This window comes from Nonomuraea sp. NPDC048882, assembly GCF_040649755.1.
GTDB classification, from domain to species: Bacteria; Actinomycetota; Actinomycetes; order Streptosporangiales; family Streptosporangiaceae; genus Nonomuraea; species Nonomuraea maheshkhaliensis.
On sequence record NZ_JBEZGB010000011.1, the window covers coordinates 137,994 to 163,096 of the forward strand.

Sequence of the window (25,103 nt, forward strand, 5' to 3'; positions counted from 1 at the left end):
CCGGCCGGTGATCAGTTGACGACCCGCAGCTCCAGCAGGGTCTCCCGGCAGTTGTCGGGATAATCCGGATGACCCTCATCGCAGGTCGTATCCGTACGTCCGAACTGCTCGCTCTCGTCGCGCTCGACGCGCTTGGTCCGCTCCGTGCCGGAGGACACGTTCACCACCGTCGCGTCCACGTCGTGACCGGCTCCCGGCGAACGGCTGTCGCCCTGGACCTCGTAGACGTTCGGGATGCGGAGCTTCACGTACCCCGTGGGCGCGAGGACCTTGAAGCACACCGCCGTCACGCCGAGATGCGGCTCGCCGATCTCGGTCTGGCCGTTCAGCAGGCCGGGGAAGACCTTGATCACGCCGACCCCGTTCTCCGCGGACGCGGTGCACGAGACCCAGATGAGCCCGCCGTTCCCGGAGACCAGCTCGAAGTTCTTCGCCTCGGCCGCTTCCGTGCCCCAGTCGGCCTGCCCTGAGGTGCCGGCGAACTCGTGCCGGTAGTGCACGGGGTAGGCGAACCTCTCCAGGATGGAGTCCGGGCGGACGACGGGCTGCACGGTGACGTTGGCCGGCACCGCGGGCCCGTAGGCGCGGCCCAGGATCCACGCGATCTGGCTGCCCGGCCGGTAGAGGAACAGGTAGCCCGGCCCGCCGGAATGCCGGTGGTCCCAGGCGATGACGCGGTCGGCCCCGCTCTTCAGGTCGTAGCCGCCGATGCCGGCCGAGCTGTGGAACACCGCGCTGAACGCGTTCCCCGCGCCGTGCTTGAGAATCCAGGCGGTCTGCGCGCCAGGACGGTACAGCACGAGATGATCGAGTTTGCCCGTGTGCTCGTAGTCGTAGGCCACCACCTGATCCCGTACGTCCGCCAGGTTGTAGCCGCCGATGCCGGTCGAGCTGTGATACACCGCGCTGAACGCGTCTCCCGCGCCGTGCTTGAGAATCCAGAGGGTTCCCGTGCCCGGACGGTAGGCCACCAGATGATCGAGCTTGCCCGAGCCCTCGTAGTCGAAGGCGATGATCCGGTCCGCCGCGCTCTTCAGGTCATAGCCGCCGATCCCGGTCGTCCTGTTCAGCACCGCGCTGAACGAGTTCCCCGCGCCGTGCCTGAGGATCGAGACCGTCTCCGCGCCAGGACGGTACAGCAGCAGGTGATCGAGCTTGCCCGTGTGCTCGTAGTCGAACGCCACCACCTGATCCCTGGCGTCCTTCATGGTGTAGCCGCCGATCCCGGCGTCGGTCGAGGCGTAGACCGGGGTGAACGTGTTTCCGCTGCCGTGCTTGAGGATGTGCACCGTCCCGACCCCCGGCCGGTACAGCAGCAGGTGGTCCAGCTTGCCGGAACTCTCGTAGTCGAAGGCGATGATCCGGTCGGCCGCCCGCTTCAGGTCGTAGCCGCCGATCCCGGTGGTCGAGGAGAAGACCGGGGTGTAGGCGCCGTCCGCGCCCTGCTTGACGATGGAGACGCGCTCCCCGCCCGGGCGGTACAGCAGCAGATGATCGAGCTTGCCCGTGTGCTCGTAGTCGAACGCCACCACCTGGTCCCTGGCGTCCGCCAGGTCGTAGCCGCCGATCCCGGTGGAGTGGTTCCCGTACGCGCGGAAGTTCTCCGTGGGCTCGCCCGCGACCAGGCGGACCCAGTTCGCCAGGTCGTCCACGCGCACCGCGTCGGCGCCGCGCGGCCCGTCGTCGGCCGCGCCGAGGCAGCCGCCCTGGCCTGCGCCGATGCCGAGCCCGACGAGCTCGGGGGCACTGCCGCCGGTGCGGAAGACCGGTGCGCCCGCGTCGCCCTGGCAGGCGCTCACGTCGCCCGCGTCGGCGCCGGTCCAGCCGAACGAGTCCGCCGTCACCGCCCCGGCCACGACCGGCGCGGCGTGCAGCCGGCGCGGCGCCCACTCCTGCGCCGTCCTGCCGAAGCCGGCGACCTGCAACGCGTCCCCTTCGGCGGGGGCGGTCGCGCTGACAGCGACGGGGGCGACGCCGAGCACCCGCAACGCCAGCCGGACCAGCACCACGTCCCGGTCGCGGTGCGGGTGGATCCACTCCACGGGCAGCACTCGGCCGCCCGTGCCGAGCAGGTCCGTCCTGCCGACGGTGACCGTCGTCGCCACCTTCGGCCTGCCGGTCGTGACGGACTGCCCCGCGGCGGCCAGACAACTCGTGGCGGTGATCACGTACTGCGAGCTGACCAGGGCGCCGGTGCACCCGTGCAACTCACCGACGTTCACCTTCGCCACGAAACCCCAGGTGCCGTCGGCGACCTGGCCGCCGCCTCGCACCGCCTGGGCCGGGATCGTCCCGGCCCAGAGCAGTAATAAAGACAGGAGAGTGAGGGATAAGAAGCGGAATGTTCGCTGGAGGTTCACGGCATGATTGTGGGAGCCGGGCTCCGAGCCGAACCAGGACAGTAACCGGACACTCAGCGGGCACTTCGCGCGGTGGGCTCGGGCCGCGTGTGGTCAGGGCTTGAGCAGGGTCTTGATGGCGCGGCGCTCGTCCATGGCCCGGTAGCCCTCGGCGACCCGCTCCAGCGGCAGCGTGAGGTCGAAGACCCGGCCGGGGTCGATCCGGCCGCTCAGCACGCGCTCGATCAGGTCGGGCAGGTAGCGGCGCACGGGGGCGGGGCCGCCGCGCAGGCCCGCCTGGGAGAGGAACAGCTCCCATCCGTCGACGGCGACCCCGTGGGGAGGCCGACGAAGCCGATGCTCCCGCCGGGGCGTGCCGCGTGCACGGCCTGCCGCATGGCCTGGTCGGTGCCCACGCACTCCAGGATCGCGTCGGCGCCGATGCCGCCGGTGCCCATGACGTCGGAGACGGCCAGCAGGCTCGGCCACAGGTTCTCGTCCGGCACCCCGGCGGTGGCGACGAGGGTGCGCGCGCCGACGCCGGCCGCAACCCCCACGACAAGGAGCTGCACGACCTCGTCGGCGAGCTGTGGACCCGCAGCGAGGAGTTCCGCACCTCAGGGCCAGGTTTTGGCCTCCGCGTCGAACAGCGCGGCGTCGCTCTCCACGGGCAGCACGCACATGACGTGGCCGCCGGGCGTACGCAGCGTGCGGCACTCCTGCCACCGCCCCACCTCGCTCGCGCCCAGCTCGATCAGGCGCCTGGTCTCCGCCTCGACGTCGTCGGTCTCGATGTCCACGTGCACGCGCGGCGCGCCGTCGTCGATCGACTGCACGGCCACGTGCGGGGCGACCTCGGGCAGGGCGCCGTGCAGGGAGATGAACTGCTCCGCGTCAGGCAGCGGGCGGGCGGTCGCCCCCAGCGCCGCGGCCCAGAAGGCGACGGCCGCCTCGGCCTCGGGTGCGGGGGTGTCGATCAGGAGGGCGTACACACGGGTGCGATGCATGGGAATCATGCTAGGTGTGCGGAACGTCCCGATCCGTATGCGGCCCCCGCGACGCGACCCGTCCTAGACCATTTCTGTCAGGTGAACGGCGGGCCTGAACGGACATTTGTCACAGTCGGCCCGTGGAACACGACGAGCTCATGGAACGGCTGGCGCGCTTCGGCGTGCTGCGCCGGAGCTACGGCGACGCCGCCCGCCACCTGGTGCCCCTGCTGGCGCCGAGCGCGCTCGTGCTCGTGCCGCTGAGCCTGCTCGCCACGCTCGTCCTGGTCATCGCGGTGAACGACGGGCTCATCGTGGTCAACGGGGAGCCGGAGCTGACGGACGTACCCGCCGGGGCGTCATGGGTGTGGGCGGCGGCGGTGCCGGTCGTCTGGCTCGTCCTGGCGGTGCTGGTCTTCCCCGCGATCGTGACCGTGGCCGCGGGACGGCTGCTCGGCCGGCGGGTGCCGCCGGTCGCCGCGCTGCGGGCGGCGGCGCGGCGGGCGCCGGCCCTGCTCGCCCTGGCCCTGCTCGCTCTGGCCTGGCTCGCCGCCGTCGTGGCCGTCGCGTTCTGGGTGCTGCTGGTCCTCGGGCAGGGGTGGATGTGGATCATCGGGACGGTGCTGCTCCTGGCCGCCCTGCCGGCGCTGCTTGCCGTGCCGGGCGTCGTGCTGGAGCGCCGCTCGGCGCCGGCCGCCGTCGTGCGCGCGTACCGGCTGAGCGCCCGGTGGCTGCACGTCACCGCGTTCACGCTGCTGATCGGCACGGTCGCGCTGCCGCTGGCGGCCGCGTGGGCGCTCGACCGGGGTGTGGACGGGCTGTCAGGACCGGCGCTGACGATCGTGTCCGGCACGGCGGGAGTCGCCCTGTCGTTGCTGGTCACGCCGTTCCAGGCCATGGTGGTCACCCGTCAGTTCCTCTACCACGTGGCCAGGTTCCCGGACGCCGGCGCGCTCGGCGACATCGTCGAACGGCTGCCCGCCGGGCCCTCCGGTCCGGCCAGGCCCGTGCCCGTGCTGGCGTCGCTGCTCCTGCCGGGGCTGGCGTTCGGCGCCATCGTGCTGGTCAACCCGCTGGGCCTGCCGGAGATCGCCGAGACATACGCGCAACAGACGCTCGCCCGCGATCCCGCCTACTTCGACGAAGGCTCGGCGCGCTTGTCCCCGGGAGAGTTGCGGGCCGTGTTCGCGGGGCCCGGCGAGGGCGTGACGGTACTGACCGACTCCGGCTTCGACTCCGCCTCTCAGCTGCTGACCTGCTCCGATGTCCGGTGCACGCGCCTTTCCAACCGCTGGGGCGGCAGGAACGAGCAGATGCGCGAGGCCATCCATCCTCCGTCCGCGTCCACCAGGCTGCCCGACGGGCGGCTCCTGGTGGTGCGGTGGGAGCGGACGGAGGACAGGTGGCGGGCCCGGCTGCTGACCTGCGACGGGCGCGGCTGCCTCGACGCGCCCGGCGGCACGTACGTCACCCAGGTGCGGGACCTCCATCCGCGCCCGAACCTGGCGCTGGCCGCACGGCCCGGCGGCGGCGTGGTGCTCGTCCAGGCCGCCGAGGTGCCGGCGGGCGACTTCGAGCCGTCGGTGGCGGAGACGTTCTCGCTGATCGTCTGCGACGACGTCGCCTGCTCCCGGCCGCGGACGAAACCGGTCGCGCGGGTGAATTCCCGGGCGTTCGTCCGGGCTCCGCACAGCCTCGCCGTCGCCATGGGGCCGGGCGGACGCGCGGTCGCGGCGCGGCTGGACAGCCTGACCGGCGCCCTGCACGTGATCTCCTGCGCGGACCCGGCCTGCGAGCGGGTACGGGTGCGCCGGCCGGTCGCCCCGATCTGGGAGGACCTTCGCGAAGCGGGACCCACGGCCGAGGTCAACCGGCGCTTCGACGAGTCCGGCGACTACGGTCACCTGGCCGGAGTGTCGCTGGCCGTGCGGGCGGACGGCCGCCCGCTGATCGCCTATCGCAGCGCGGTCGGCGGCGCGGTGCACCTGCTGGACTGCCGCACCCCGGACTGCGCGGCGGGCGATTCGCTCATGCTGGCCCCATCGGGGGTGGAGCACGCCGCCCCCGCGCTGGTCCTGGACCGGTCCGGGCGGGCGCTGGTCGCCTACCAGGACCTCGAAGGCCGCCGGATCATGCTCGCCACCTGCTCAGGACTCGACTGCGCCGTCGTCCCCGTACGGAACATGCGCCACGGCCCCGGCCCCGCCTTGGCCATGACCCTGGACGGCGCGGGACGGCCGTACATCGTGTGGACGGACGTCGGCTACGCCGACGCGGAAGTGGTCATCACCGTCCCGCTCAACCTGCCCTGGCCACACCAGACCCGATCGCCGCGCGCCGTGCGGTGATTCCGGCGAACAGCCCGAGAGGGACGATGAGGGAGAGCCTCGCCATCACGGCGGACCAGCACCTGGACACCTGGGACGAGCTGCGGCGGGACTTCGTGCTCTGGCGCGCCTACGGCTCCGCGGGGCGGCACCTGGTGCGGCTGCTGCCGCCGGCGCTGCTGGTGTTCCCGCCGATCGGCCTGCTCGCCGTGGCCGCGTTCTTCGTCGTCCTGGACCCGTCCTCGACGGCGATCGTCAACGAGAGTTACGACCTGATCGGCCCGCCCGGCACGCCGCTGCTGGTGTGGTCGGCGGCGGTGCTCGTCGTCTCGGTGGCCGGGCAGGCGCTGGTGCTGCCCGCCACGGTCCTGCTCGCCGCCGCCCGGCTGGCCGGCCGGCACGTCTCCACCTCGGACGCGATGCGAGCCGCGGCCCGGCGCCTGCCCGCGACGTCGATGCTCGTCCTGCGCGGCGCGATCGTGGTCGCGGCGATCCTGGTGGCCGGGTACGTGCTCATCGTCGGGCTGGACGAGCAGGTCGCGGGCTACCTCGTGATGGTGGTGCTGCTCCTGCTGGCGATGCCGTGCCTGCTGGGGGTGGCGGTCGTGGTGCTGGAGGATCCGGCGGGTGCGCGCATTCGGACGGACCGGCCGGCGGACCCGGTGGGTTCGCTCGGCCGGACGAACTGGCCGATGGGACCGGTGGACCCGTTCGTCGGGACGGACCGGCCGGTGGGGCCGCTGGGCCGGGCGTACCGGCTGGCGACGGGCGCCACCTGGGGGAGCGCGCTCACGCTGGCGTTCGGCGTCGTGTTCTTCCCCGCGCTGATCACGCAGGTGGTGAACGGGGTGGCGTCCGGGACGCCGCTGCTGCGGGCCGGAGCGGTCACCGTCGTGACGCTCGTCCTCGTGCCGTTCCAGGCGATGGTGATCGCGCGCCTGTTCCTGCACCGCCTGGCCGCCAAGGACAGGATCGCCGCGTTCGACGCGGTCATCGACGGCCTGCCGGCGAGTGCGCCGCGCCCGACCAGGCCGGTGCCGCTCCTCGCGGGGCTGCTCCTCGCGGGGCTGCTCCTGCCCGGCCTGCTGTACGGCGCCGTACTGGTCAATCCGCGGGGCCTGCTGGAGGTCTCCGAGACCATCATGAACGTCAGCAGAGCGGGCGATCCCGGCGTCGAGACGGTCACGGAGGGCACGCGCTCGAAACCTTCGATCGACTGGCCGGACCTGCGTGCCCTCTACGCGGGCCAGGACGGGCGCATGGTCATGCTCATGGACGGCTCCGCTCAGGCGAAGCTGCTGACCTGCGCGGACAGCGCCTGCACCCGGGGCCGGCTCACCTGGGCCGAGCCTGAGGCCGCGGCCGGCGAGTACCCGGCGACCGGCGCCCGGCTGGCGGACGGCCGCATCGCCGTGACGAGCTGGGCGATCGACGAGATGTACGTATCGGTGTGGGACGAGAACTGGACCGCCCGGCTCGGGCTGCGGCTCTGCGATGCCAAGGCGTGCGTCACGGCGGCCGGGGGCGAACCGCTCGCGGAGGCGACGGAGGCCACCAAGAGCAGGGTGCTCGCCCTGGCGGCACGGCCCGGCGGCGGCCTGGCGCTCGCCCAGCTCCGTGCGATCCCCCTCTGGAAAGAGGACGACGGCTTCACCGAAGTGCTCTCGATCACGACATGTGATGATCCGTCCTGCGCGCGGCGGCGTACCAAGGAGGTGGCTCGGCTGCCCGGCAACGAGGAGACGGAGATCATGCGCGAGCTCGTCGCCGGGGTGGGACCTGACGACCGGCCTGTCGTCCTCGGCGTCGATCGCCACACCGGCTCGATGGTCGTGATCTCCTGCGACGACCCCGCCTGCGCCCGAACCCGGACCGAACGGCCCCTCAAGGACGAGTCGCCTTATTTCGATCGGGATCGCCGGGCTCGCGCCGCCATGGCGATCCGTGCCGACGGCCGCCCGCTGATCGTCTATCGGGACGTGACGGACGGCGCGATCAAGCTGCTCGACTGCCGCGATCACGCGTGCGCGCAGGCCGGCACGGCGACCCTGACCGAGCCGGGCGAACGCCACTCGATGCCGGCGCTGGCGCTGAGCCGGGACGGGCGCGCGTACGTGGCCTACCAGGACGTCGACCGGGCCCAGGTCGTCATCGCCACCTGCACGGGAACGCGCTGCGCGCGGACCCCGGTCGCACGGATCCGGCAGGGCGGCGACCACGGTCTGGCCATGGCCTTGGACGGCCGCGACCGTCCGGTGCTGAGCTGGGTCGACTTCGCCGGCGAGGACGATCTGCCGACCGGCGACGAGTGGTCCCTGGTCGTGACCGCGCCCCTCACGTTGCGGTAGACCACGAACGCCGGACCGGCCTTATGCGTCGGCGACGCCGAGCCGGCCGCCTTCACGTCGGCCAGACCATTTTCGGCAAGTCGCGAGAAAGCCGACGACACGTCCTGCCACTGTTCCACCTGTGACCTCGATGCAGCACGTCGAACGGCTCCGCGCCTCCCCCGTGCCGTTTCTGAGTTACCTGGACGCCGCGCGGCGCCTGATGCGGCTCGCTCTGCCCGGCGTGCTCGTACACGTGCCACTCGCCACGCTGACTCTGACGGCGCTGACGGCGACGGCCGGCGACGCGGCGGCGGTGGTCGATCAGCGGCTCCAGCTGATCGGAAACTCCGATACCGCGCTGACGATCTGGACCGTCGTCGTGGCGGTGGTCGCGGTGGCGGGGCAGCTCGTGGTGTTCCCCGCCACCGTGCTCATCGCCGCGGGTCACCTGGTGGACCGGCCGGTGCCGCCGGTGGAGGCGCTGCGGGCGGTGGTGCGGCGGCTGCCGTCTCTGCTCGTGCTGCTCCTGGTCGGCGTGCTCGCCTTTGGGGCGATCTGGGCCGCACGGGCGGGCGTGCGGGTGGTGACCGATCGGCGCCGGATGGGCGATGTGCTGCCGGTGCTGGCCGGTCAGGGCTGGCTGGGTGACGTGCTGCTGGTGGCGGCCGTTTTCGCGGCGCTGCCTGGGCTGCTGGCCGTGCCCGCTGTGCTGCTGCACGGCTGTGGCGGGCTGGGGTCGATCCGGCGCGCGTACCGGCTGACCAAGCTGCGGTTCCTGTCCACCGCGGCGACGCTGGCCTTTGGTGTGGTGCTCGTTCCCGGCGCGGCGGCGTGGACGGTGGCGGCCGGGCTCGATCTGCTGCCCGGCGCGCTCGCATCCCTCGGCTGGGGGCCGGCTGGAACCGTGCTGGTGCTGGCCGTCACGCCCTTCCAGGCCGCGGTGGTCACGCGCCAGTTCCTGCATGGCATGGCCTGGCGTACCGAGGTGGACGACACGGACCTGACGCACGGCCTGCCCGACGGCGCTTCGCCGGGTCCGGTCAGGGTGGGTCTCGTGCCGGTGGCGCTGGTGCCGGGACTGCTGTTCGGCGGGGTCGTCCTGGTCAACCCGTTCGGCCGGCCCGAGATCACCGAGACGAACGTGACGGAGTCGTGGGTGCCGCAGAAGTTCCCCTTCCTCGCCCACGAGCGGCGGCCGGTAGTGCGTCCGTTCGATCTGCGCGCCCTGCACACCGGACGCGGCCCGCGCCTGATCGCCGTGATGGACGGCGCCGACGACGACGCCGGCCTGCTGGCCTGCGCCGACCCCTCGTGCGGGACGGCGAGTTTCGAGTGGGCCGAGCCACGCGACTCCGGCACCCGGTGGGAGCCCGGCGCGGCCAGCGCCCGCCTGCCCGACGGGCGTCTCCTGCTGACCACCTGGGCCTCCTCCCGGCTGGAACTGCTCACGTGCGAGGCGACCGGATGCGTACGCAGCAGCGGAGCCGTCGCGACGACCCGCTCCTCACGGCCGGACACGGTCGGGGTGGCGCTGGCCGTGCGGCGCGGCGGCGGCCCGGTCGTGGCCCACGCCGAGGCGGATCCGGCGGACGGTGACCGGCCGGAACACGACGTGCTCGCGTTCGTCCTCTGCGCGGACCCGAGCTGCGCGCGCCCTGAGCGCAGGCAGGTCGCGCGGCTGGAGCGGACCTTGTACTGGCCGACGTTCGCCAACCTGGCCGTCGCCGTCGGCCCCGACGACCGTCCAGTGGCCGCCCGGTACGCCCCCGCCACCGGCCACATCCAGGTGATCTCCTGCCAGGACGCCGCCTGCCACCGTCCGATCACCACCAGCCCCGTGCCGCCCGCGCCGCCGGGCCTCGACACTCTGCCCTGGACGGCCGGTCTGGCCCTGGCGGTACGCCCCGACGGCCGTCCCGTCATCGCCTACCGGGACCCGCGTGACCAGATGAACAAGCTGCTCGACTGCCGCACCCCCGACTGCGCCCAGGCCGACGCGCGCGTGCTGGGCGCCGGCGGCGAGCACGACGCGGCCCCGGCGTTGGTCCTGGACCACTCGGGGCGGCCGCTCGTGGCGTACGAGAGCAGCGAGCACCGCCGGCTCATGCTCGCCGTCTGCACCGGTGCCCGCTGCGAGCAGATCGCCGTGTCGAAGAACGAGAACGGCTTCGGCGAACGGCTGGCCATGACCCTCAACGCCGACGGGAACCCCGCGATCGCCTGGATCGATCACAACTCCGCGCAGACCGGCCTCGACTGGAACCTGCACGTCACCACTCCGCTCAACCTCACCCCGTCCACGCCCCCAGCTTCTCGGGGTTGCGCACCGCCCAGATGCGGGTGACGCGGCCGCCTGCGACCTCGAACGAGGCCACGGTCGTGACGACGCCCGCGACCTCGGCCACCAGGCCAGGAATACCGTTGACCGACCGCTCCACGAGCTCGATCCCTGGACTCCGCTCGGCGATGGCGAGCAGATAGCGGGCGACCCGCGTGCCGCCCTCGATCGGGTGCAGGACGGTGCCGGCCAGGCCGCCGCCGTCGGCGGTCATCACGGCGGCCGGGTCGAGGAGGTCGATCAGGGCCGCGATGTCCTTCGCCTCCCATGCCCGCTTCACCCGCCGGATCGTCTCGGCCCGCGTGGCCGGCGGCACCGGGGTCCGCGCGACGCCCACCCGCCTGCGGGCGGAGGACGCCAGTTGCTTGCAGGAGGCCGGGGTGCGGTCGAGGATGCCGGCGATCTCGGCGAAGGGGTAGCGGAACACGTCGTGCAGGACGAACGCCACCCGTTCCGCGGGCGTCATCGACTCCAGGACGACGAGGAAGGCCATCGACACCGATTCGTTCATGACCAGCTGGTCGGCGGGGTCGGCCCCGTGGCCGTGGTCCCGCTCGGCGGGGTCGGGCAGCGGCTCGGGCAACCACGCGCCGACATAGCGTTCCCGCCGGGCCCGCGCCGAGCCGAGCACGTCCAGGCAGATGCGGCTGGTCACCGTCGTCAGCCAGGCGCCGGGGGACACGATCTCCTGCCGCCGGCCCGGCGGCAGCGCGTACCAGCGGGTGTACGCCTCCTGTACGGCATCCTCGGCCTCGGCCGCCGAACCGAGCAGCCGGTAGGCGACGTTGATCAGGTGGCGCCGCGCATCGACCGTCTCGTCGGCGCCGGTCCCAGCCGTCCCCATGCCGTCGCCTTACCTTTCGCGGGCCCACGTCGTCAACCTGGTGAGACCCTATCCACCGACGACCCCACGGGGCGGAACAGGGGGACCCTGACATGGCCACCCGCACGACGGCACAACGTCGCTTCTCTTTCCTGCGGATCGCGATGGCGCTGCAGACTCTGACCATCTTCCTGCAAGCGGTCTCCGCCGGGCTGCTGCTGACCACCCCCTACGCGGAGGCCTACGGGGAGGCGCTGCACAGCGCCGGAGCTCGCGTGATGTGGGGGTCGTCGCTGCTGTACGTGCTCGCCGCGGTGCTGGCGTGGAAGCCGGGCGGCGGCCCGCTCCGGCCGGTCTGGTACGCGGCCGGATTCCTCGTCCTCGCCTCCGCCCAGGTCGCGCTCGGCATCGCGCACGTGCCGGCGGTCCATCTTCCCCTGGGCGTGTTGATGTTCGGGCTGAGTGTGCTGGCACTGGCCAGGCAGCGTCGTACGGGCTGATCAGTAGATGCGGTACTTCTTGCCGCAGTTGTCGAACTTCCCGGCCCAGCAGGTGAAGGTGTAGACCTTCTTGATGCCCTTGCCGCTCCACGCGCCGACGACCTCGCCGTCCCAGGACTTGTTGAACTTCTTCCAGTGACCGCCCTGGTAGACCTCGAACCAGACCCAGCCCTTCTTACCGCCGACCTTGTCCACCCCGTACCACTTCGTGAACACCTTGCCGTGCGACTTCCACGTCTTGCCGAACGTGTACGCCTTGTGGTCACTGGAGAAGAACTTCCCCCAGCTCACCGTCGTGGTGGCCGAGTGAGTGGTGGTGCTGGCCTGAGCCGCGGCCGGGCTCACCGCCAGACCCGTCAGAGCCGAACCGACCAGTGCCGCGATCGCAAGAGCCTTACGCATTTCGGGTTCCTCCCCTGTCTTTCGTTCCGCCGGGGTGCTCCGGCAAGAGAGACATTACGGAGACGGCAACGGATCATCTGTGGACGAATCCACACACCGAATGTGATCGCCGCCACACACCCGCGACCTGAGCGTCAGCGACTGCCGGACACGGCGTCGCGGCCGTGGGCCTGTGCCGGGTCGGCTCCCGGGTCGGCTCCCGGGTCGGCGCGGAAACGGCCTGGTGAGACGCCGTACTCGCGGCTGAAGGCGCCCGAGAAGGCGAACTCGTTCGCGTAGCCGACCTGCCGCGCGATCGACGACAGCGGCGCGTCGGTCTCGCGCAGGAGCCGGGCGCCGCGGCTCAGCCGCCAGCCGATCAGATAGCTCATCGGTGGCCGACCGGCCACCGCGGTGAAACGCCTGGTGAACGCCGTTTTGGGCAGGCCCGCAACCTGGCTGAGGCGATCGACCGTCCACGGCTGCTCCGGGTGCTCGTGGATCTCCCGCAGGGCGGCGGCGATGGCCGGGTCGTGGGTGTCCGGCCATCCGTCGGCGCCGCGCTGCTCGTGCCACTGGCGCAGTACGTGGACCAACATGAGGTCGAGCAGCGCGGGCAGGGTCGCCTCGCTGCCCATCTGGGCGCCCGACACGTCCTCCTTGAAGAGGTCGACCAGCACCCGCAGCTCGGGACGGGCGGCGTAATCGGGTGACACCGCGATGAGGTCGGGCAGCACGCGGAGGTACTGCGGCGTGTGGCCGGGATGGAGCTGGTAGGAGCCGCACAGGAACTCGAAGTCGAACGGCCCGGGCGCCGGCGGGATCGGCCCCATCTCGACGAGCGGCAGGCCGGCGAGCGGATGCGGCACGCGGCTCAGCCCGTGCGCGGCGCCGGAAGCGGCGAGCACGACATCGCCGGGCCGCAGTGCGACGGGCTCCTCGTCCTCGGTGATCAGCCAGCAGGAGCCGCGCAGCAGGATGTGGATCCCGCTGCCGTCGAAGGCGGAAAAGCGGATCCCCGTGGGGCCCGACTGTCTGATCACGCGGCCGGTCGCGCTACCGACGCGAACGGTGCGAATCACCTCGCTGAGCAGGTCCACCCTGTCGATGCTAGCCGCACAAACGCGTATGACCCGGCACGGTTCACGTATGTCCCGCTCAACAGGGGCGATGGTGGGATGGATACCGTGATCAGTGACTTCTCGCAGAGTGAGACCCATGACATCCTGCGCGCCCATGCCGGGAAGACGGAGCAGGACGGCCGTCCCGCCGCGGAGAGCCTCGACGCGGTGCGCCGGCTCGGAGCCCTCCGTCTGCGGACACCACGGGAGTACGGCGGCACCTGGGCGGGCGCGCAGGCCATCGCCCGCGCCCTGAGCGATCTGGGCCGGGCCTGTCCGTCCACGGCCTGGGTCGCCGGCACAAGTGCGACGGCGAAGAACATCATCGCCGGATGCTTCTCCGACGACGCGGTGCTGCGCGAGGTCTTCGCCGATCCGGACGCGCTGTTCTGCGGGAACGGCGTTCCCGCCGCCGGCGGCGAGCGGGTGCCCGAGGGCGTCCGCGTCAACGGCCGCTGGGCGAACCTCTCCGGGTGCGAGGACGCGGCGTGGGCCACGCTCGCCCTCATGGTGGACGGCCGGTACTCCTTCGCCGTCATACCGGTGGCCGACCTGGTCATCGAGCGGACCTGGCACATGGCCGGCATGCGCGGCACGGGCAGCCACACCCTCGTCGCCGAGAACGTCTTGGTGCCGGCCGAGCGGGTGGCGGCGACGAGCCCGTTCGGGAGCGGCGACCTGATCCTCTACACCATGGCGGTGCTGGGGCCGGTCGTGGGCGCCGCGCGGGGCGCGCTCGACACGATCGACGCGATGTTCGCCTCGGACCGCAAGCCGTTCATGAGCGCGTACGCCGGCATGGGCGAATCTCCCGGGGCTCGGCACTGGCTGGCGGAGGCGACCCTCTTGGTGAACCGCGCGGAGCGGGCCATGCTCGCGGTGGCCGCGGCAGTGGACGCGAACGGGGTGCCCGACGGCGACCTCCCCCGCCTGCACATGGAGTTGGCCGACGCCGCCCAGGACTGCCGCGCCGCGCTCGACCGGATGCTCGACCTGCACGGTGCGAGCGGCTTCAACACGGCGAACCCGCTGCAGCGGTACTGGCGGGACGTCTCCGTGGGCAGCCGCCACCCGCATCTGAACCCGTACCTGGGGATGGAGAACTACGGAACGGCGCTGGCCGGACCACAGAAGTCCGCCGGCTGAAGCCCGCGACTCAGGCCGAGGTCCGCTCGCCTTCGGCCATGTGGGCGAGCAGACTGTGCGGCGCGTCGTCGCCGAGCATGACCGCGTACATGTCGTCCCCCGAGTCCGCGGCGGCGGCGCGGGCGAACATGTCCTCCTCGTACGCGGCGAGCGCGGCCTCCACATCGCCGGGGTGCGCGGCGATGGCCTGGCCGAGCAGGGCGCCGTCCTGCATGGCCAGGTTGGCGCCTTCGCCGTCCGGCGGCCTGAGGTGGGCGGCGTCGCCGAGCAGGGTCACCCCCGGCACGCGGTCCCAGCGATGCCCGGCCGGCAGCGTGTGGAGACGGCGCAGGATCGGCGGGGTGTCGCTCTCCGAGATCAGCGCGGTGAGCTCGGGAGCCCAGCCGTCGTACTCGGCGACGACCCGCGCGGCCACGGCCGCGGCGTCGGTGAGGTCGAGGCCGGCCGGCCAGTCCTGCGGCTTGCTGAGCTGCGCGTAGACGTGCAGGGCGCCGCCTCCCTCCCGGTGGGCCAGCAGCCCCCTGCCCGGCGCGAGCGCGAACAACGATCCGGCGCCGACCGCCTTCGCGGCGGCGGGATGGCGGGTGTCGCCGTCGAACAGGAACGTCTCCACGACGCAGACGCCGATGTACTGCGGGACGGCGGGCGACAGAACCGGCCGCACGCGCGACCAGGCGCCGTCCGCGCCGACGAGCAGGGACGTGACGAGCGTGGCCCCGCCGGCGAAGGTGACCTCGTACCGGCCGCCGCCGATGGCCCGCACGCCCGTGACCTTGTGCCCCCAGCGAACGGCGCCTTCGGGCAGCGCGTCGAGCAGCGTCTGCCGTAGCGCGCCACGCGGCACCTCGGGGCGCGTGCCGGTGCCGTCGTCGGGCTGGTCGAGCAGCACGCTCCCGGTCCTGTCCATGATCCGGTACGACTCGCGGCCGGGCAGGACGAGCCGGCGGAACTCCTCGGCGAGGCCGGCCACCGCCAGCGCCGGCTCGCCGTTCCACGGATGGATGTCGAGCAGCCCGCCCTGGCGGCGCGCGGCCGGCGAGGGCTCGGCCTCGTAGACCGTGGCCGGGATGCCGTGCAGGTGCAGCACGCGGGCCAGCACCAGGCCGCCCAGCCCTGCTCCGATGATCGTGATCGGTGTTGTCATGATTGCGCTCCCAAGATTGGATCGTCAATCCAAAACGCTAGCACGACTTTGGATCGACAATCCATTCATGCCAGACTGGGCCCATGGCGAAGCGAACGGCGAAGCGGGCCCCGCGGCGGACCGACGGGCTGTCCAGGGAGGTGATCGTCCAGGCCGCGATCGACCTGCTGGACGAAGGCGGCGTGAGCGCGCTGACGCTGCGTGCGCTCACCATCCGCCTGAGCACCGGCTACGGGGCCGTCTACCACCACGTCACCGACAAGAACGACCTGCTCGCGGCGGCAGCCGACGACGTGATCGCCCGCGTGCTGTCCGGCGCGGTCGTCGGCGCCGACCCTCCGGAGGCGCTGCGGGGCGTCGCGCTGGGCCTGTTCGACGCGATCGACGCCCACCCGTGGGTCGGCGCCGAGCTGTCCCGGCAACCGTGGCGGCCCGCGCTGCTCGACTTCTACGAGAGCGTCGGCAGGCTGCTGCACGCGCTCGCCGTTCCCGAGCGAGCCCGCTTCGACGCGGCCGGCGCCCTGGTCAACTACGTCCTCGGCGTCGCCGCCCAGAACGCCGCACAGAACGCCGCCCGCACAGGCCGGCGCCCAGCGCGGGACCCAGACCAGGGCCCAGACCGGGACACAGACCGGGACACAGACCGGGACCCAGACCAGGGCCCAGACCGGGACACAGACCGGGACACAGACCGGGGCCCAGACCAGGAGACGGGCCGGGCGGACTTCCTGGCCGGCGTCGCCGAGCAGTGGTCGGAGCTGGACCCCGGCCGGTACCCGTTCGTGCACGAGGCGGCGACGCGCCTGCGCGAGCACGACGACCGCGACCAGTTCCTCGCCGGCGTCGACATCTTCCTGGCCGGCATCGCCACCCTGCGCCGGCCGTGAGCCGAACGGACCGTCGTCGTCCTGGCACCACCGCGACCGGCCCCGCTCCGCCGCCCGCTCAGGTTACCGAGCGTCTCACCGTTCGAACACAGGGTTGATCATCAGGCGCATCCTCCCCAGGGTTCGAGGCCGACCAGGCCGTCTCTCGCTGGAGGACTTTTGTTGAAGACCCGCATTCTGGGCGCCGCGTTGGCCATCGCCACGTTGAGTGCGTTGCTGGTGGCGAGCCCGGCGCAGGCGAATGACGGAGTGTCTTCCGGAACTTGAAGGTACGGGACCTCTGCCCCCAGGACGATCTTCCGGTGAAAGCCCGGACCGTATGGAAATACACCAACGGCAGCTGGCACACAGGCGCCTGGAGGAAGGACACCAACGGCTGCCGCGACAAGGGCACCAGGTCAGAGCATGTTCCCGATCGGCCCGGGCATCTCGGGGACGGGCTGATCGAGCAGGTCGTCCACCTCCGCGCGGGTCAGGAGGCGGGCCTCCAGCAGGGTCGTGAAGCAGTCGTGCCAGACCCGGCGCGCCTCGGCGGCCCGGCCCAGCTCGTGCAGGGTCCGGCCGCACCACCAGGCGGCCACGGCATGGCCGATGCGGTATCCGGCTTCGCGGAGGAGGGTCAGCGCGACCTGGAAGGTGTCGGCCGCCTCGACGAGGCGTCCCGCGTGCAGGTAGGCGCGGGCCAGCGTCTCGTGGGACGTGCCCTCCACGTACAGGCTGCCGCTCCACTCCACGACCGCGATCTTCGCCTGGGCGATGGCCTCGTCGAAACGGCCCTGCCGGTAGAGCAGGTGCACGCCGTTGTTGTGGATGGTGCCGCGCGCGTAGGCGTCGTCCGTCTCCTCGGCGATCTCCATGGCGCGGGCGAAGTTGATCCGGGCCAGGTCGAGTTGCCCGAGCAGGGTGTGGATGATGCCGAGGTTGTTGAAGGCGCCGATCCTCCGGTGCGGCAGACCGGCCTTCCCCCAGCACACGACGGCCTCCTTCAGCTGCTCGATCGCCTGCTCGTGACGTCCCTGGTCGCGATGGACCCAGCCGAGAAAGCTCGCCGCCTGCGCCTGCCCGGCCCAGTCGCCGCGCCGCGCCGCCACCGTGATCGCGTTCAGGTGCACGTCCGCCAGGTGGGTGACCCAGCCGCGGTAGTTGAACGGCCAGTGCAGGCCCAGCGCCAGCCCGACGGCGGCCTGCGGATCGGCGGAGTCGGCCGCCTGGTGCGCCACGGCGAGCAGGTTGTCGCGCTCGGCCTCGGTCCACTCCTCGACCTCGCGCGCGCTCGTCAGGGCGACGCCTGGCTGCTCCGCCGCGTAGTAGGGGTCCTGGATCTGGGCGTGCACCCGCCGTGTGGCGGTGTTGGCCGAGGCCAGGTAGTGGTGCAGCCCGCGGCGGAGTGCGGCGGCGCCGTCCTGGCCGGGCAGTTCGGCGGCGGCCTGTTCGCGGGCGTACAGGCGGATGAGGTCGTGGAACCGGTACCGGCCGGGTCCCGCGGGCTCCAGGAGCCGGACGCCGTGCAGCCGTTCGAGCGCCGCCGCGGCGCGTGCCTCCGGCCAGCCGGCCAGGGCGGCCGTGGCGGCGGGCGTGTGGGTGGGCGTGTCGAGCAGGCCCAGGAGCGGGAGTACGCGCGCGGCGTCGTGGCCGCCGTTCTCCTCGCGCAGGTGCTGGTGACTCACCGCGATGCTGGCGCGTACGGCCAGGTCGGCGTACTGCAGGGTGTCCAGGCGGTGGGTGGCGTCGGCGAGGCGGCCGGCGAGGTCGGCCAGCCGCCGGCCGGGCCGCGCCGCCAGCCGGGCGCCGGCGATCCTGATGGCCAGGGGGAAGCCGCCGCACAGCTCGGCGATCTTGGCGGCGGCCTCAGGCTCGCGTTCGACGGGCTCCCGGCCCGCGACCCTGGCCAGCAGCGTGACGGCGTCGCGGTCGCCGAGCCCGGCCAGGTGCAGGTGACCGGCCCGGTCGAGAGTGCTCAGGGCGTCGCGGGAGGTGACCAGGGCCCGGCAGGCGGCGCCCGCCGGGATGAGCGGCCGCACCTGGCCGGCGTCGAGCGCGTTGTCGAGGATGACGAGCAGGTTGCTCGCCGCGGTGAGCGATCGGTAGCGGGCGATCGCCCCCTCCAGATCGGCCGGTACGGCGGAGCCGTCCAGCCCCAGTGACCGCAGCAGGTGCCCCAGGGCGTCGAGCACGGAGAGCGGCTGAACGCCCGGGGTGGCGCCGTTGAGGTCGACGTAGACGACGCCGTCGCAGAACCGCCCGGCCAGCGCGTGCGCGACGTGCACGGCGAGCGCCGACTTGCCCACGCCGCCTGGCCCGTCCACGACCGCAACGCCCGTGCTCAGCAGCGTCTTCCGCAACCACTCCGCCTCCTCCTGCCGGGCGGTGAAGGCGTGGATGCCGGCGGGCAGCTCGGCGGGGACGATCGTGGCGGACTGCTCAGGTGTGCCGAGTTCGAGCACCGGGTCCTCGTCGAGGACGGCCTGCCGCAGCCGGCGCAGCCGCGCGCCCGGTTCGAGGCCGAGCTCCTCCACCATGGCGGCGTGCCCCTCCTGGTACACCGCCAGCGCCTCGGACGGCCGGTCCGCCCGGTAGAGCGCGAGCATCAGCTGGGCACGCGGCCCCTCCCGCAGCGGATGAGCCAGGACGTACGGGGTCAGATCGGTCACCACCCCGTGCTGGTCTCCCCTGGCCAGCCGCAGGTCGATGTGGTCCTCGAAGGCGGCCATGCGCTCCTCCTCCAGGCGCTTGGCCTCGATTCGCGCCCACGGATCGGCCAGTTCGGCCAGGGCGGTCCCCCGCCACAGGGCCAGCGCCCGCCGGAACAGCTCGTCGGCCGTGCCAGGATCGCGCCGCTCGCGCGCCGACCGCGCCTGGGCGGCCAGCCGGGTGAAGTGGTGCGCGTCGACCTGGTCGCGGGGCAGGTCCAGCAGGTAGCCGCCGGGCACGGTCGCGATCGTCGCTGGGGCGAGCGTGTCGCGCAGCTTCGACACCACGATGTGCAGCTGCTTGCCGGCCGTGGCGGTCGAGGTCTGTCCCCAGACGTCGGTGACGAGCTGCTGCATGGTGACGGGACGGCCGGCGTCCAGCGCCAGGCGCGTCAGTACGGCGACGCGGCGGCGGCCCACCAGCCCCACCCGTCGCCCGCCCAGCGTGACCTGCCAGGGCCCGAGGTACCCGATCTCCGTTGTCATCAGCACAGGAGCCTAGGAAGGGGCGGTATATCGCCGGTATGCCCACCGGCAGCCGGTCTGCGCCCGTCGCGGCCTGGGCTCGTCGCGCGACGAAGGAACCGGCGACCTTCTCGGCCATTGACTTTCCAAGACGGAAAGTGATTGACTTTCCACCATGGAAAGTCATGACGGCCTCACCGCCATCGCCGAGGTGCGCGCGGCCCTGGCCGACCGGCTGACCCCTCCCTGGTGGTACCACCCGAGCTTCGGGCTGCTGCTGGCGTGCTGCGTTCTCACCGTCGGGCTCGGCGACACCGCGGTCAGGCTCGGCGGCGTGGTGCTGCTCCTCGCCGGTTGCGCCGCGATCGTCGCCGCCTATCGCCGCCGGACCGGTTTCTGGGTGTCCGGCTTCGACGCGGGCCCCGCCGGGCGGTGGATCGGCGCGACCGGCCTGGTGGCGATCCTGGGGCTCGTCGCGGCCTTCGGCGTCGGCTCCTTCACCGGCCTGCGGTGGCCGGTGTGGTGCCTGGCCGTGGTGGCGTTCGCGGCCGCCACCTCCCTGGGGCGGCGGTTCGACGTCGCCCTGCGGGCCCAGTTGCGGGCAGGCGCATGAGCGGGCGGTTCGGCACGGCCGTACGGGCGGGCGCATGAACGCCGGGTTCGACGAGGTGATCCACGCGCCGAACCGGTTGCGCATCTGCGCGCTGCTCGCCGCCTCCTCCGTCGCCGAGTTCGCCGCGCTGCGTGAGGTGCTCGGCGTGGCCGACTCCGTACTGAGCAAACACGTGAAGGTGCTGCAGGACGCCGGCTATGTCACGGTCTCCAAGCCGACCGGGCGGGGCCGGGTGAAGACCTGGGTGAGCCTGACCGCCGAGGGGCGGCGCGCCTACGCCGGGCACGTCCAGGCACTCAAGGCCCTGCTCGACACTCCCGGCCTGCCCGCGGGCGCGCCGCATGAGTGAGAACGCACCCGTACGGGTCCGCGCGAACGTGAGCCGGCGCGGATCCGGGCTCTCCCCTGTCCCGATTCCGCGCTTCGAGAGGCTTCAAGACCATGCACACAGCACCCCGACCCTCGCCGTCGCCCTCGCCCTCATCCCCGCCCTCACCTTCGCCCGCGCCGTCGTCCCCGCCCTCACCTTCGCCCTCGCCGAGCGGATCCGGCCCGCGCGCGAGCGTCGCCGCTCACCACCGGATCACGACCGCGTCCCAGCTCGAAACGATCATCGGACGCCCGGCGCCACTCGTGCTGATGAAGGAGCTGGCGGAGTTGGACGACGCCGCCCGGCGCATGCTCGACCTCGCGTCACTGGCGGGCTTCGGCTACCGCGACGCCGACGGGCGGCCCCGTTCGACGGTGATCGGCGGTGCGCCGGGCTTCGCCGTGGTCGAGTCGCCGACACGGTTCGCCTTCGCCTGCGACGCCGACGCGTCCGGCCCGGTCTCCTTCGTCTTCCTGCTGCCCGGCGTCGGTGAGACGCTCCGGGTCAACGGCTCGGTCGCGGAACGCTCCGACGGCCGCATCGTCGTCGCCGTCAGCCAGGTCTACGTCCATTGCGCACGAGCGATCCTCCGTTCCCGGCTGTGGAACCCGTCCGTCGCCACAGAACCGCCGGCTCACGCCGACCTCACAGAAGGGCCGCTGTCCGGTACGGGGATCGCCGGGTTCCTGGCGGCCTCGCCGTTCGCGGTCGTGTCCTCGTGGGACGGCGACGGCGGCGACACGAGCCCGCGCGGCGATCTGCCCGGCTTCGTCCGGGTGATCGACGGGCACACGCTGGTCATCCCGGACCGGCGCGGCAACAAGCGCGCGGACACCTTCCACAACCTGCTGGCCGATGACGGGTTCGCCGCGGCGATGCTCGTTCCCGGCCGAACCGACGTCCTGCACGTGAGCGGCACCGCCCTGGTCACCGACGACCCCGAACTGCTGGCCGGGATGGCGCTGGGCAGTACCGTTCCGCAGGCCGCGCTGGTCGTCACGGTCGAGCGGGCCGAGGTGACGCCCAGCCGGGCCGTCGCCGCCGCGGACCTCTGGGACGACGCCGTACGCGCCGACGCCGCCACCCGGTCGGAGCTGATGGCGCTGACGACCAGGCAGCTCGGCCAGGCGAAGCCGGCATTGCGCCGGCCGGCCCGCGTGCTGGCCGTGTTCTCCGGGCTGATCCGGCGGATCATGGACGCCTCCTACCGCCGCGCGCTCAGAAAGGAAGGCTACGACGACCGAGCTTCCTAAGCACTAGACCTAATTGCCTAAACTTGTTAGGAAATACGTACCGAACGACAGGTTGAGGCGATGAGCACCGAACCCGGCTGGACCACCACCCCCGTCACCACCGACCTCCTGCGCGGCCAGCTCGACGTGGAGCCGACCGCGCACGGCCTGCTGCCGCACCGGCTGCCCGCACGGGCGCGCAGGCAGATCCCCGACGAGCAGACGGCCATGGCACAGGCCCAGCCCTCCGGCGTGCGGCTGATCTTCCGCACCGCGGCCACCACCGTCGAGCTGGACACCCTGCCCACCAAGCGGGCCTACCGCGGCTTCCCCGCCCCGGCGGACGGCGTCTACGACCTGCTGGTCGACGGCGAGCTCGCGGCCCAGGCCACGGTGAGCGGCGGCCGGCTCCGTACGGTCACCGACATGTTCACCGGGGCCACCGAGCTGACCGAGGGCCCGCCTGGAACGGCGCGGTTCACCGGGCTGCCGGCCGGTGACAAGGACGTCGAGGTCTGGCTCCCGCACACCGAGATCACCGAGCTGATCGCCCTGCGCACCGACGCCCCGATCGAGCCGGCCCGCGACAACGGACGCCGGGTGTGGCTGCACCACGGCAGCTCCATCAGCCACGGCTCGAACGCCACCCACCCCACCGCGATCTGGCCGGCCCTGGCCGCCGCACTGGGCGGGGTGGAGCTGGTCAACCTGGGGTTCGGCGGCAGCGCGCTGCTCGACCCGTTCACCGCCCGCGCGATCAGGGACGCCCCCGCCGACCTGATCAGCCTCAAGCTCGGCATCAACATCGTCAACGGCGACGTGATGCGCCTGCGTGCCTTCACCCCGGCGGTGCACGGCTTCCTCGACACCGTCCGCGAGGGGCATCCGGACACTCCGCTGCTGGTCGTGTCACCCATCCTGTGCCCGGTGCAGGAGGACACCCCCGGCCCGCTGGCGCCCGACTACGACGGCCGGACGCTGCGGTTCAAGGCCACGGGCGATCCGGCCGAGCGCGCGGCCGGGCGGCTGACCCTGAACGTCATCCGCGACGAGCTCGCCCGCATTGTCGAGCAGCGGGCGGCCGACGACCCGAACCTGCACTACCTCGACGGCCGCGACCTCTACGGCGAGAGCGACTACGCCGAGTTCCCGCTGCCCGACGAGGTCCACCCCGACCCCGCCGGCCACCGCCGCATCGGCGAGAACTTCGCCCGCCTCGTCTTCACCGGCAAAGGCCCCTTCACCCCCGAAACCGCCTGATCCACCCGAGCCACCCGAGCCACCCGACCGCCGACACCGGCCGGGTGTGGCTCAACCGTGCTCTTTCCAGATGCGGATGAGCACGTCGAGCTGGGCCGGGTTGTAGAGGTCGCGGATCGCGTCGAACAGCGCCTCGGCCGCCGCCTGCCGCCCCTGATCCGCCTGGTCGATGGTGCGCGGCGGCCCCGGATGCTGCTCGCTCAGCGCGATCATTCTCGGGGTGAGGTGCCGGGCGAGCCGTTCGCGCGTCTCCTCGTCGGCATCCGGCGCGAGCGTGTCGAACTCGTCGGCCACCTCGTCCCGCTCGTAGTCGCGCAGCAACGCCTGCCAGTGCTCCGTGTTGTCCTCCCCCACCACGTGGGAGATCACCGCGAACAGCGACCGGTCGGCGGGCGAGAGCCGCGCGTCGGTGGCCGCGGCCGAGATGGCGAAGGGCAGGTCGGTGGGCACCGGCCGGTGCCGCAGTTTCGCGATCTCCCGCCTGGCCTCCTCCAGCCGGGCGATCGTGGCGGCCAGTTCGGCGTCCACGGCGCTCAGGGTCTCGTCGAGGTCGTCGGAACCGTCCTGCATCGCCCCGATCGCGGCGAGCGAGAAGCCGAGCCCGGTCAGGCGGCGGATCTGCAGCAGCCGGACGAGATGCTCGGTGCGGTAGACCTTGTAGCCGTTCGGCAGCCGTTCCGGCTCGTCGAGCAGGCCGATCTCGTGGTAGTGCCGGACGGTGCGCAGGGTCGTCCCGGCGAGCCGCGCGACCTCCCGCGTGCTCCACCCCATGCCGGCCCCCTCACCGCGCGCCCAAGCCCGTGCCCAGCCCCGCACCACGCGCTCCGCCGCAGGCCGGGCCCTGTCCGTGGCCGGTCGATTTGAGTATGCCGTAACGGCACGGTGTCTCCTTCAACCGGCGGCCCGCACCCCCGCGGGCGCCGGAAGGAGACGAGGAACCACGATGCGAACATCGACGAGCCCGGCGCGCGGCCGGGCATGGGTGCTCTGGCCCGTCGTGGCGGGTGCCACCTGGCTCAGCTCCATCTTCTGGGTGGGCACGCAGATCGGCCTGGACGGGGTGGCGGTCGGCCTGCCGCTGTCGGCTCTCGTCACGTGCGCGGTGGGGGGCGCGTTCCTCTGGCTCGGCCGCCGGCGACACGGACGTCCGCGCCACCTGACCGTCTCGGCGTTCGTGTGGGGCGCCTCGATCGCCGCCTTCTGCTCGCTCTGGTCGCAGCAGGGGCTGCAGGCCCTGGTCGACACCGCCGTGAGCACCGAGTTCGGCGCCTGGTTCCGCCCGCTGGTGATCACCCCGGTCACCGAGGAGGTCTTCAAGGGGCTGTTCCTGGTGTGGCTGCTGGCGCGCCGCCGCGACCAGCTCACCGGCCTGCCCACCGGCCTGCCCACCGGCCTGCTCGACGGCATCGTGTACGCCGGGCTCGTCGGCGCGGGCTTCTCCTTCACGGAGAACGTGCTCTACTTCGGCCGCGCCGTCACCACCTTCACCGAGTCCGACACGTCCGACGTGAACGCCGTCGCCCTGCTCGGCGCCAGCCTCATCCTGCGCGCGGTGCTGGTGCCGTTCTTCCACCCGCTCATGGTCGCCCTGTTCGGCCTCGGCGTCGCCGCTGCCGCCGGCCGGTCCGGCAGGGGCGCGCGTACGGGGCTCGTCGTCGGGGGCCTGGCCGTCGCGATCGTGCTGCACGGCGTGTGGGACTGGGCGGGGCTCGCCGGGGACGATCCGCTGCTCATCTACAAGATCTACGGGGCCGTGATGGTCCCGGTCTTCTTCGCGATGCTGGTGCTCGCCCTGGTTCTGCGCCGACGAGAGCGCCGCGCCGCACAACTGCGGGCGTGAGCGGCGCGCTGCGGGGCGTGAGCAGGCGCGCCCGTGATCGTCCGGCGGGCGTGTCCGGATCCGGCCATTTTTCACAGGTGCCTTGACTGGCAGCGGGCTTGACTCCGCTGGTCAAAAGCCCTGCCGGTTATGTAAGACGACGAACATGAGAAATATGCGTCTCTGGACAGCGGAATGCACCCGATGTTATCGATGAGGCGCGGCACTGATCACCTAATGCCGCTCATTCGCCAAACCAAGAACCAGCACCCCCCTCAGTGCCATTGTCCCTGCTTGGAGTGGTTGTGATCAGTGTACGTTCGCGCATC

19 protein-coding genes and 1 pseudogene are annotated in these 25,103 nt (G+C 72.4%); 11 read left to right on the forward strand and 9 right to left on the reverse strand.

From position 1 onward, the window contains the following. Positions 1-11: 11 nt before the first annotated feature. The 3 genes and pseudogenes from AB0C27_RS34570 to AB0C27_RS34580 all read right to left on the reverse strand — a co-directional run bounded on the left by AB0C27_RS34570 (position 12) and on the right by AB0C27_RS34580 (position 3,346). Positions 12-2,360, reverse strand: a complete 2,349-nt coding sequence (locus tag AB0C27_RS34570; protein ID WP_357852809.1) for a trypsin-like serine protease — start codon at positions 2,358-2,360, stop codon at positions 12-14. Positions 2,361-2,453: 93 nt separating this feature from the next. Next, positions 2,454-2,791: pseudogene (locus AB0C27_RS34575) on the reverse strand (zinc-binding dehydrogenase); the annotation flags it as partial. 165 nt (positions 2,792-2,956) lie between these two features. Continuing rightward, complete coding sequence (locus AB0C27_RS34580) at positions 2,957-3,346, reverse strand: VOC family protein (RefSeq protein WP_357852812.1); 390 nt, start codon at positions 3,344-3,346, stop codon at positions 2,957-2,959. Between the two features lie 122 nt (positions 3,347-3,468). On the opposite strand from AB0C27_RS34580, the gene AB0C27_RS34585 reads away from it, so the two are divergent. From AB0C27_RS34585 to AB0C27_RS34595, 3 genes are all read left to right on the forward strand, one after another. Next, on the forward strand, positions 3,469-5,676 hold the full coding sequence (locus AB0C27_RS34585) for a hypothetical protein (RefSeq protein ID WP_357852814.1): 2,208 nt from the start codon (positions 3,469-3,471) through the stop codon (positions 5,674-5,676). Between the two features lie 26 nt (positions 5,677-5,702). Next, complete coding sequence (locus tag AB0C27_RS34590) at positions 5,703-8,003, forward strand: hypothetical protein (protein ID WP_357852817.1); 2,301 nt, start codon at positions 5,703-5,705, stop codon at positions 8,001-8,003. A 121-nt stretch (positions 8,004-8,124) separates the two neighbouring features. Next, positions 8,125-10,329: a hypothetical protein gene (locus tag AB0C27_RS34595; RefSeq protein WP_357852820.1), complete on the forward strand. Its 2,205-nt coding sequence runs from the start codon at positions 8,125-8,127 to the stop codon at positions 10,327-10,329. On the opposite strand, the gene sigJ is transcribed toward AB0C27_RS34595, so the two are convergent. Further along, positions 10,274-11,167 carry an RNA polymerase sigma factor SigJ gene (gene sigJ / locus AB0C27_RS34600; RefSeq protein WP_357852823.1) on the reverse strand — a complete coding sequence of 298 codons (894 nt, stop codon included), beginning with the start codon at positions 11,165-11,167 and terminating at the stop codon, positions 10,274-10,276. The two genes, AB0C27_RS34595 and sigJ, sit on opposite strands and share 56 nt — an antisense overlap. Before the next feature lie 92 nt (positions 11,168-11,259). Between sigJ and AB0C27_RS34605 the strand changes: the two genes are divergently transcribed. Next, positions 11,260-11,646: a hypothetical protein gene (locus AB0C27_RS34605; RefSeq protein ID WP_357852826.1), complete on the forward strand. Its 387-nt coding sequence runs from the start codon at positions 11,260-11,262 to the stop codon at positions 11,644-11,646. On the opposite strand, the gene AB0C27_RS34610 is transcribed toward AB0C27_RS34605, so the two are convergent. Together AB0C27_RS34610 and AB0C27_RS34615 are read right to left on the reverse strand one after the other, a co-directional pair. Then, positions 11,647-12,048, reverse strand: a complete 402-nt coding sequence (locus tag AB0C27_RS34610) for a hypothetical protein (protein WP_357852829.1) — start codon at positions 12,046-12,048, stop codon at positions 11,647-11,649. Between the two features lie 134 nt (positions 12,049-12,182). Beyond that, the gene (locus AB0C27_RS34615) at positions 12,183-13,127 is read right to left on the reverse strand and encodes an AraC family transcriptional regulator (protein WP_357852832.1); all 945 of its coding nucleotides are present in this window, start codon (positions 13,125-13,127) and stop codon (positions 12,183-12,185) included. 87 nt (positions 13,128-13,214) lie between these two features. Between AB0C27_RS34615 and AB0C27_RS34620 the strand changes: the two genes are divergently transcribed. After that, entirely contained in the window at positions 13,215-14,294 is a 1,080-nt protein-coding gene (locus tag AB0C27_RS34620) for an acyl-CoA dehydrogenase family protein (RefSeq protein WP_357852835.1), read from the forward strand. Positions 14,295-14,304: 10 nt separating this feature from the next. Here AB0C27_RS34620 and AB0C27_RS34625 read toward each other — a convergent pair whose 3' ends face one another. Further along, positions 14,305-15,438, reverse strand: coding sequence for an NAD(P)/FAD-dependent oxidoreductase (locus AB0C27_RS34625; protein ID WP_357852838.1), 1,134 nt, complete (start codon positions 15,436-15,438; stop codon positions 14,305-14,307). Positions 15,439-15,521: 83 nt separating this feature from the next. On the opposite strand from AB0C27_RS34625, the gene AB0C27_RS34630 reads away from it, so the two are divergent. Then, positions 15,522-16,325 carry a TetR family transcriptional regulator gene (locus AB0C27_RS34630; protein WP_357852842.1) on the forward strand — a complete coding sequence of 268 codons (804 nt, stop codon included), beginning with the start codon at positions 15,522-15,524 and terminating at the stop codon, positions 16,323-16,325. A 398-nt stretch (positions 16,326-16,723) separates the two neighbouring features. Here the strand turns inward: AB0C27_RS34630 and AB0C27_RS34635 are convergent, their stop codons facing one another. Beyond that, positions 16,724-19,501 (reverse strand): BTAD domain-containing putative transcriptional regulator, encoded by a 2,778-nt coding sequence (locus AB0C27_RS34635; RefSeq protein WP_357852845.1) that lies wholly within the window; start codon positions 19,499-19,501, stop codon positions 16,724-16,726. A 154-nt stretch (positions 19,502-19,655) separates the two neighbouring features. Between AB0C27_RS34635 and AB0C27_RS34640 the strand changes: the two genes are divergently transcribed. The 4 genes from AB0C27_RS34640 (at position 19,656) to AB0C27_RS34655 (ending at position 22,955) form a co-directional block, all read left to right on the forward strand. After that, positions 19,656-20,093, forward strand: a complete 438-nt coding sequence (locus tag AB0C27_RS34640) for a hypothetical protein (protein ID WP_357852848.1) — start codon at positions 19,656-19,658, stop codon at positions 20,091-20,093. 34 nt (positions 20,094-20,127) lie between these two features. Beyond that, positions 20,128-20,442 carry a transcriptional regulator gene (locus AB0C27_RS34645; RefSeq protein WP_357852850.1) on the forward strand — a complete coding sequence of 105 codons (315 nt, stop codon included), beginning with the start codon at positions 20,128-20,130 and terminating at the stop codon, positions 20,440-20,442. 290 nt (positions 20,443-20,732) lie between these two features. Next, positions 20,733-21,716, forward strand: coding sequence for a pyridoxamine 5'-phosphate oxidase family protein (locus AB0C27_RS34650; protein WP_357852853.1), 984 nt, complete (start codon positions 20,733-20,735; stop codon positions 21,714-21,716). A gap of 60 nt (positions 21,717-21,776) precedes the next feature. Next, positions 21,777-22,955, forward strand: a complete 1,179-nt coding sequence (locus AB0C27_RS34655) for a GDSL-type esterase/lipase family protein (protein ID WP_357852859.1) — start codon at positions 21,777-21,779, stop codon at positions 22,953-22,955. Between the two features lie 51 nt (positions 22,956-23,006). Here AB0C27_RS34655 and AB0C27_RS34660 read toward each other — a convergent pair whose 3' ends face one another. Further along, positions 23,007-23,726, reverse strand: coding sequence for a MerR family transcriptional regulator (locus AB0C27_RS34660; RefSeq protein ID WP_357852863.1), 720 nt, complete (start codon positions 23,724-23,726; stop codon positions 23,007-23,009). 172 nt (positions 23,727-23,898) lie between these two features. On the opposite strand from AB0C27_RS34660, the gene AB0C27_RS34665 reads away from it, so the two are divergent. Further along, positions 23,899-24,795, forward strand: a complete 897-nt coding sequence (locus AB0C27_RS34665) for a PrsW family intramembrane metalloprotease (RefSeq protein ID WP_357852866.1) — start codon at positions 23,899-23,901, stop codon at positions 24,793-24,795. The last annotated feature ends 308 nt before the right edge of the window (positions 24,796-25,103 follow it).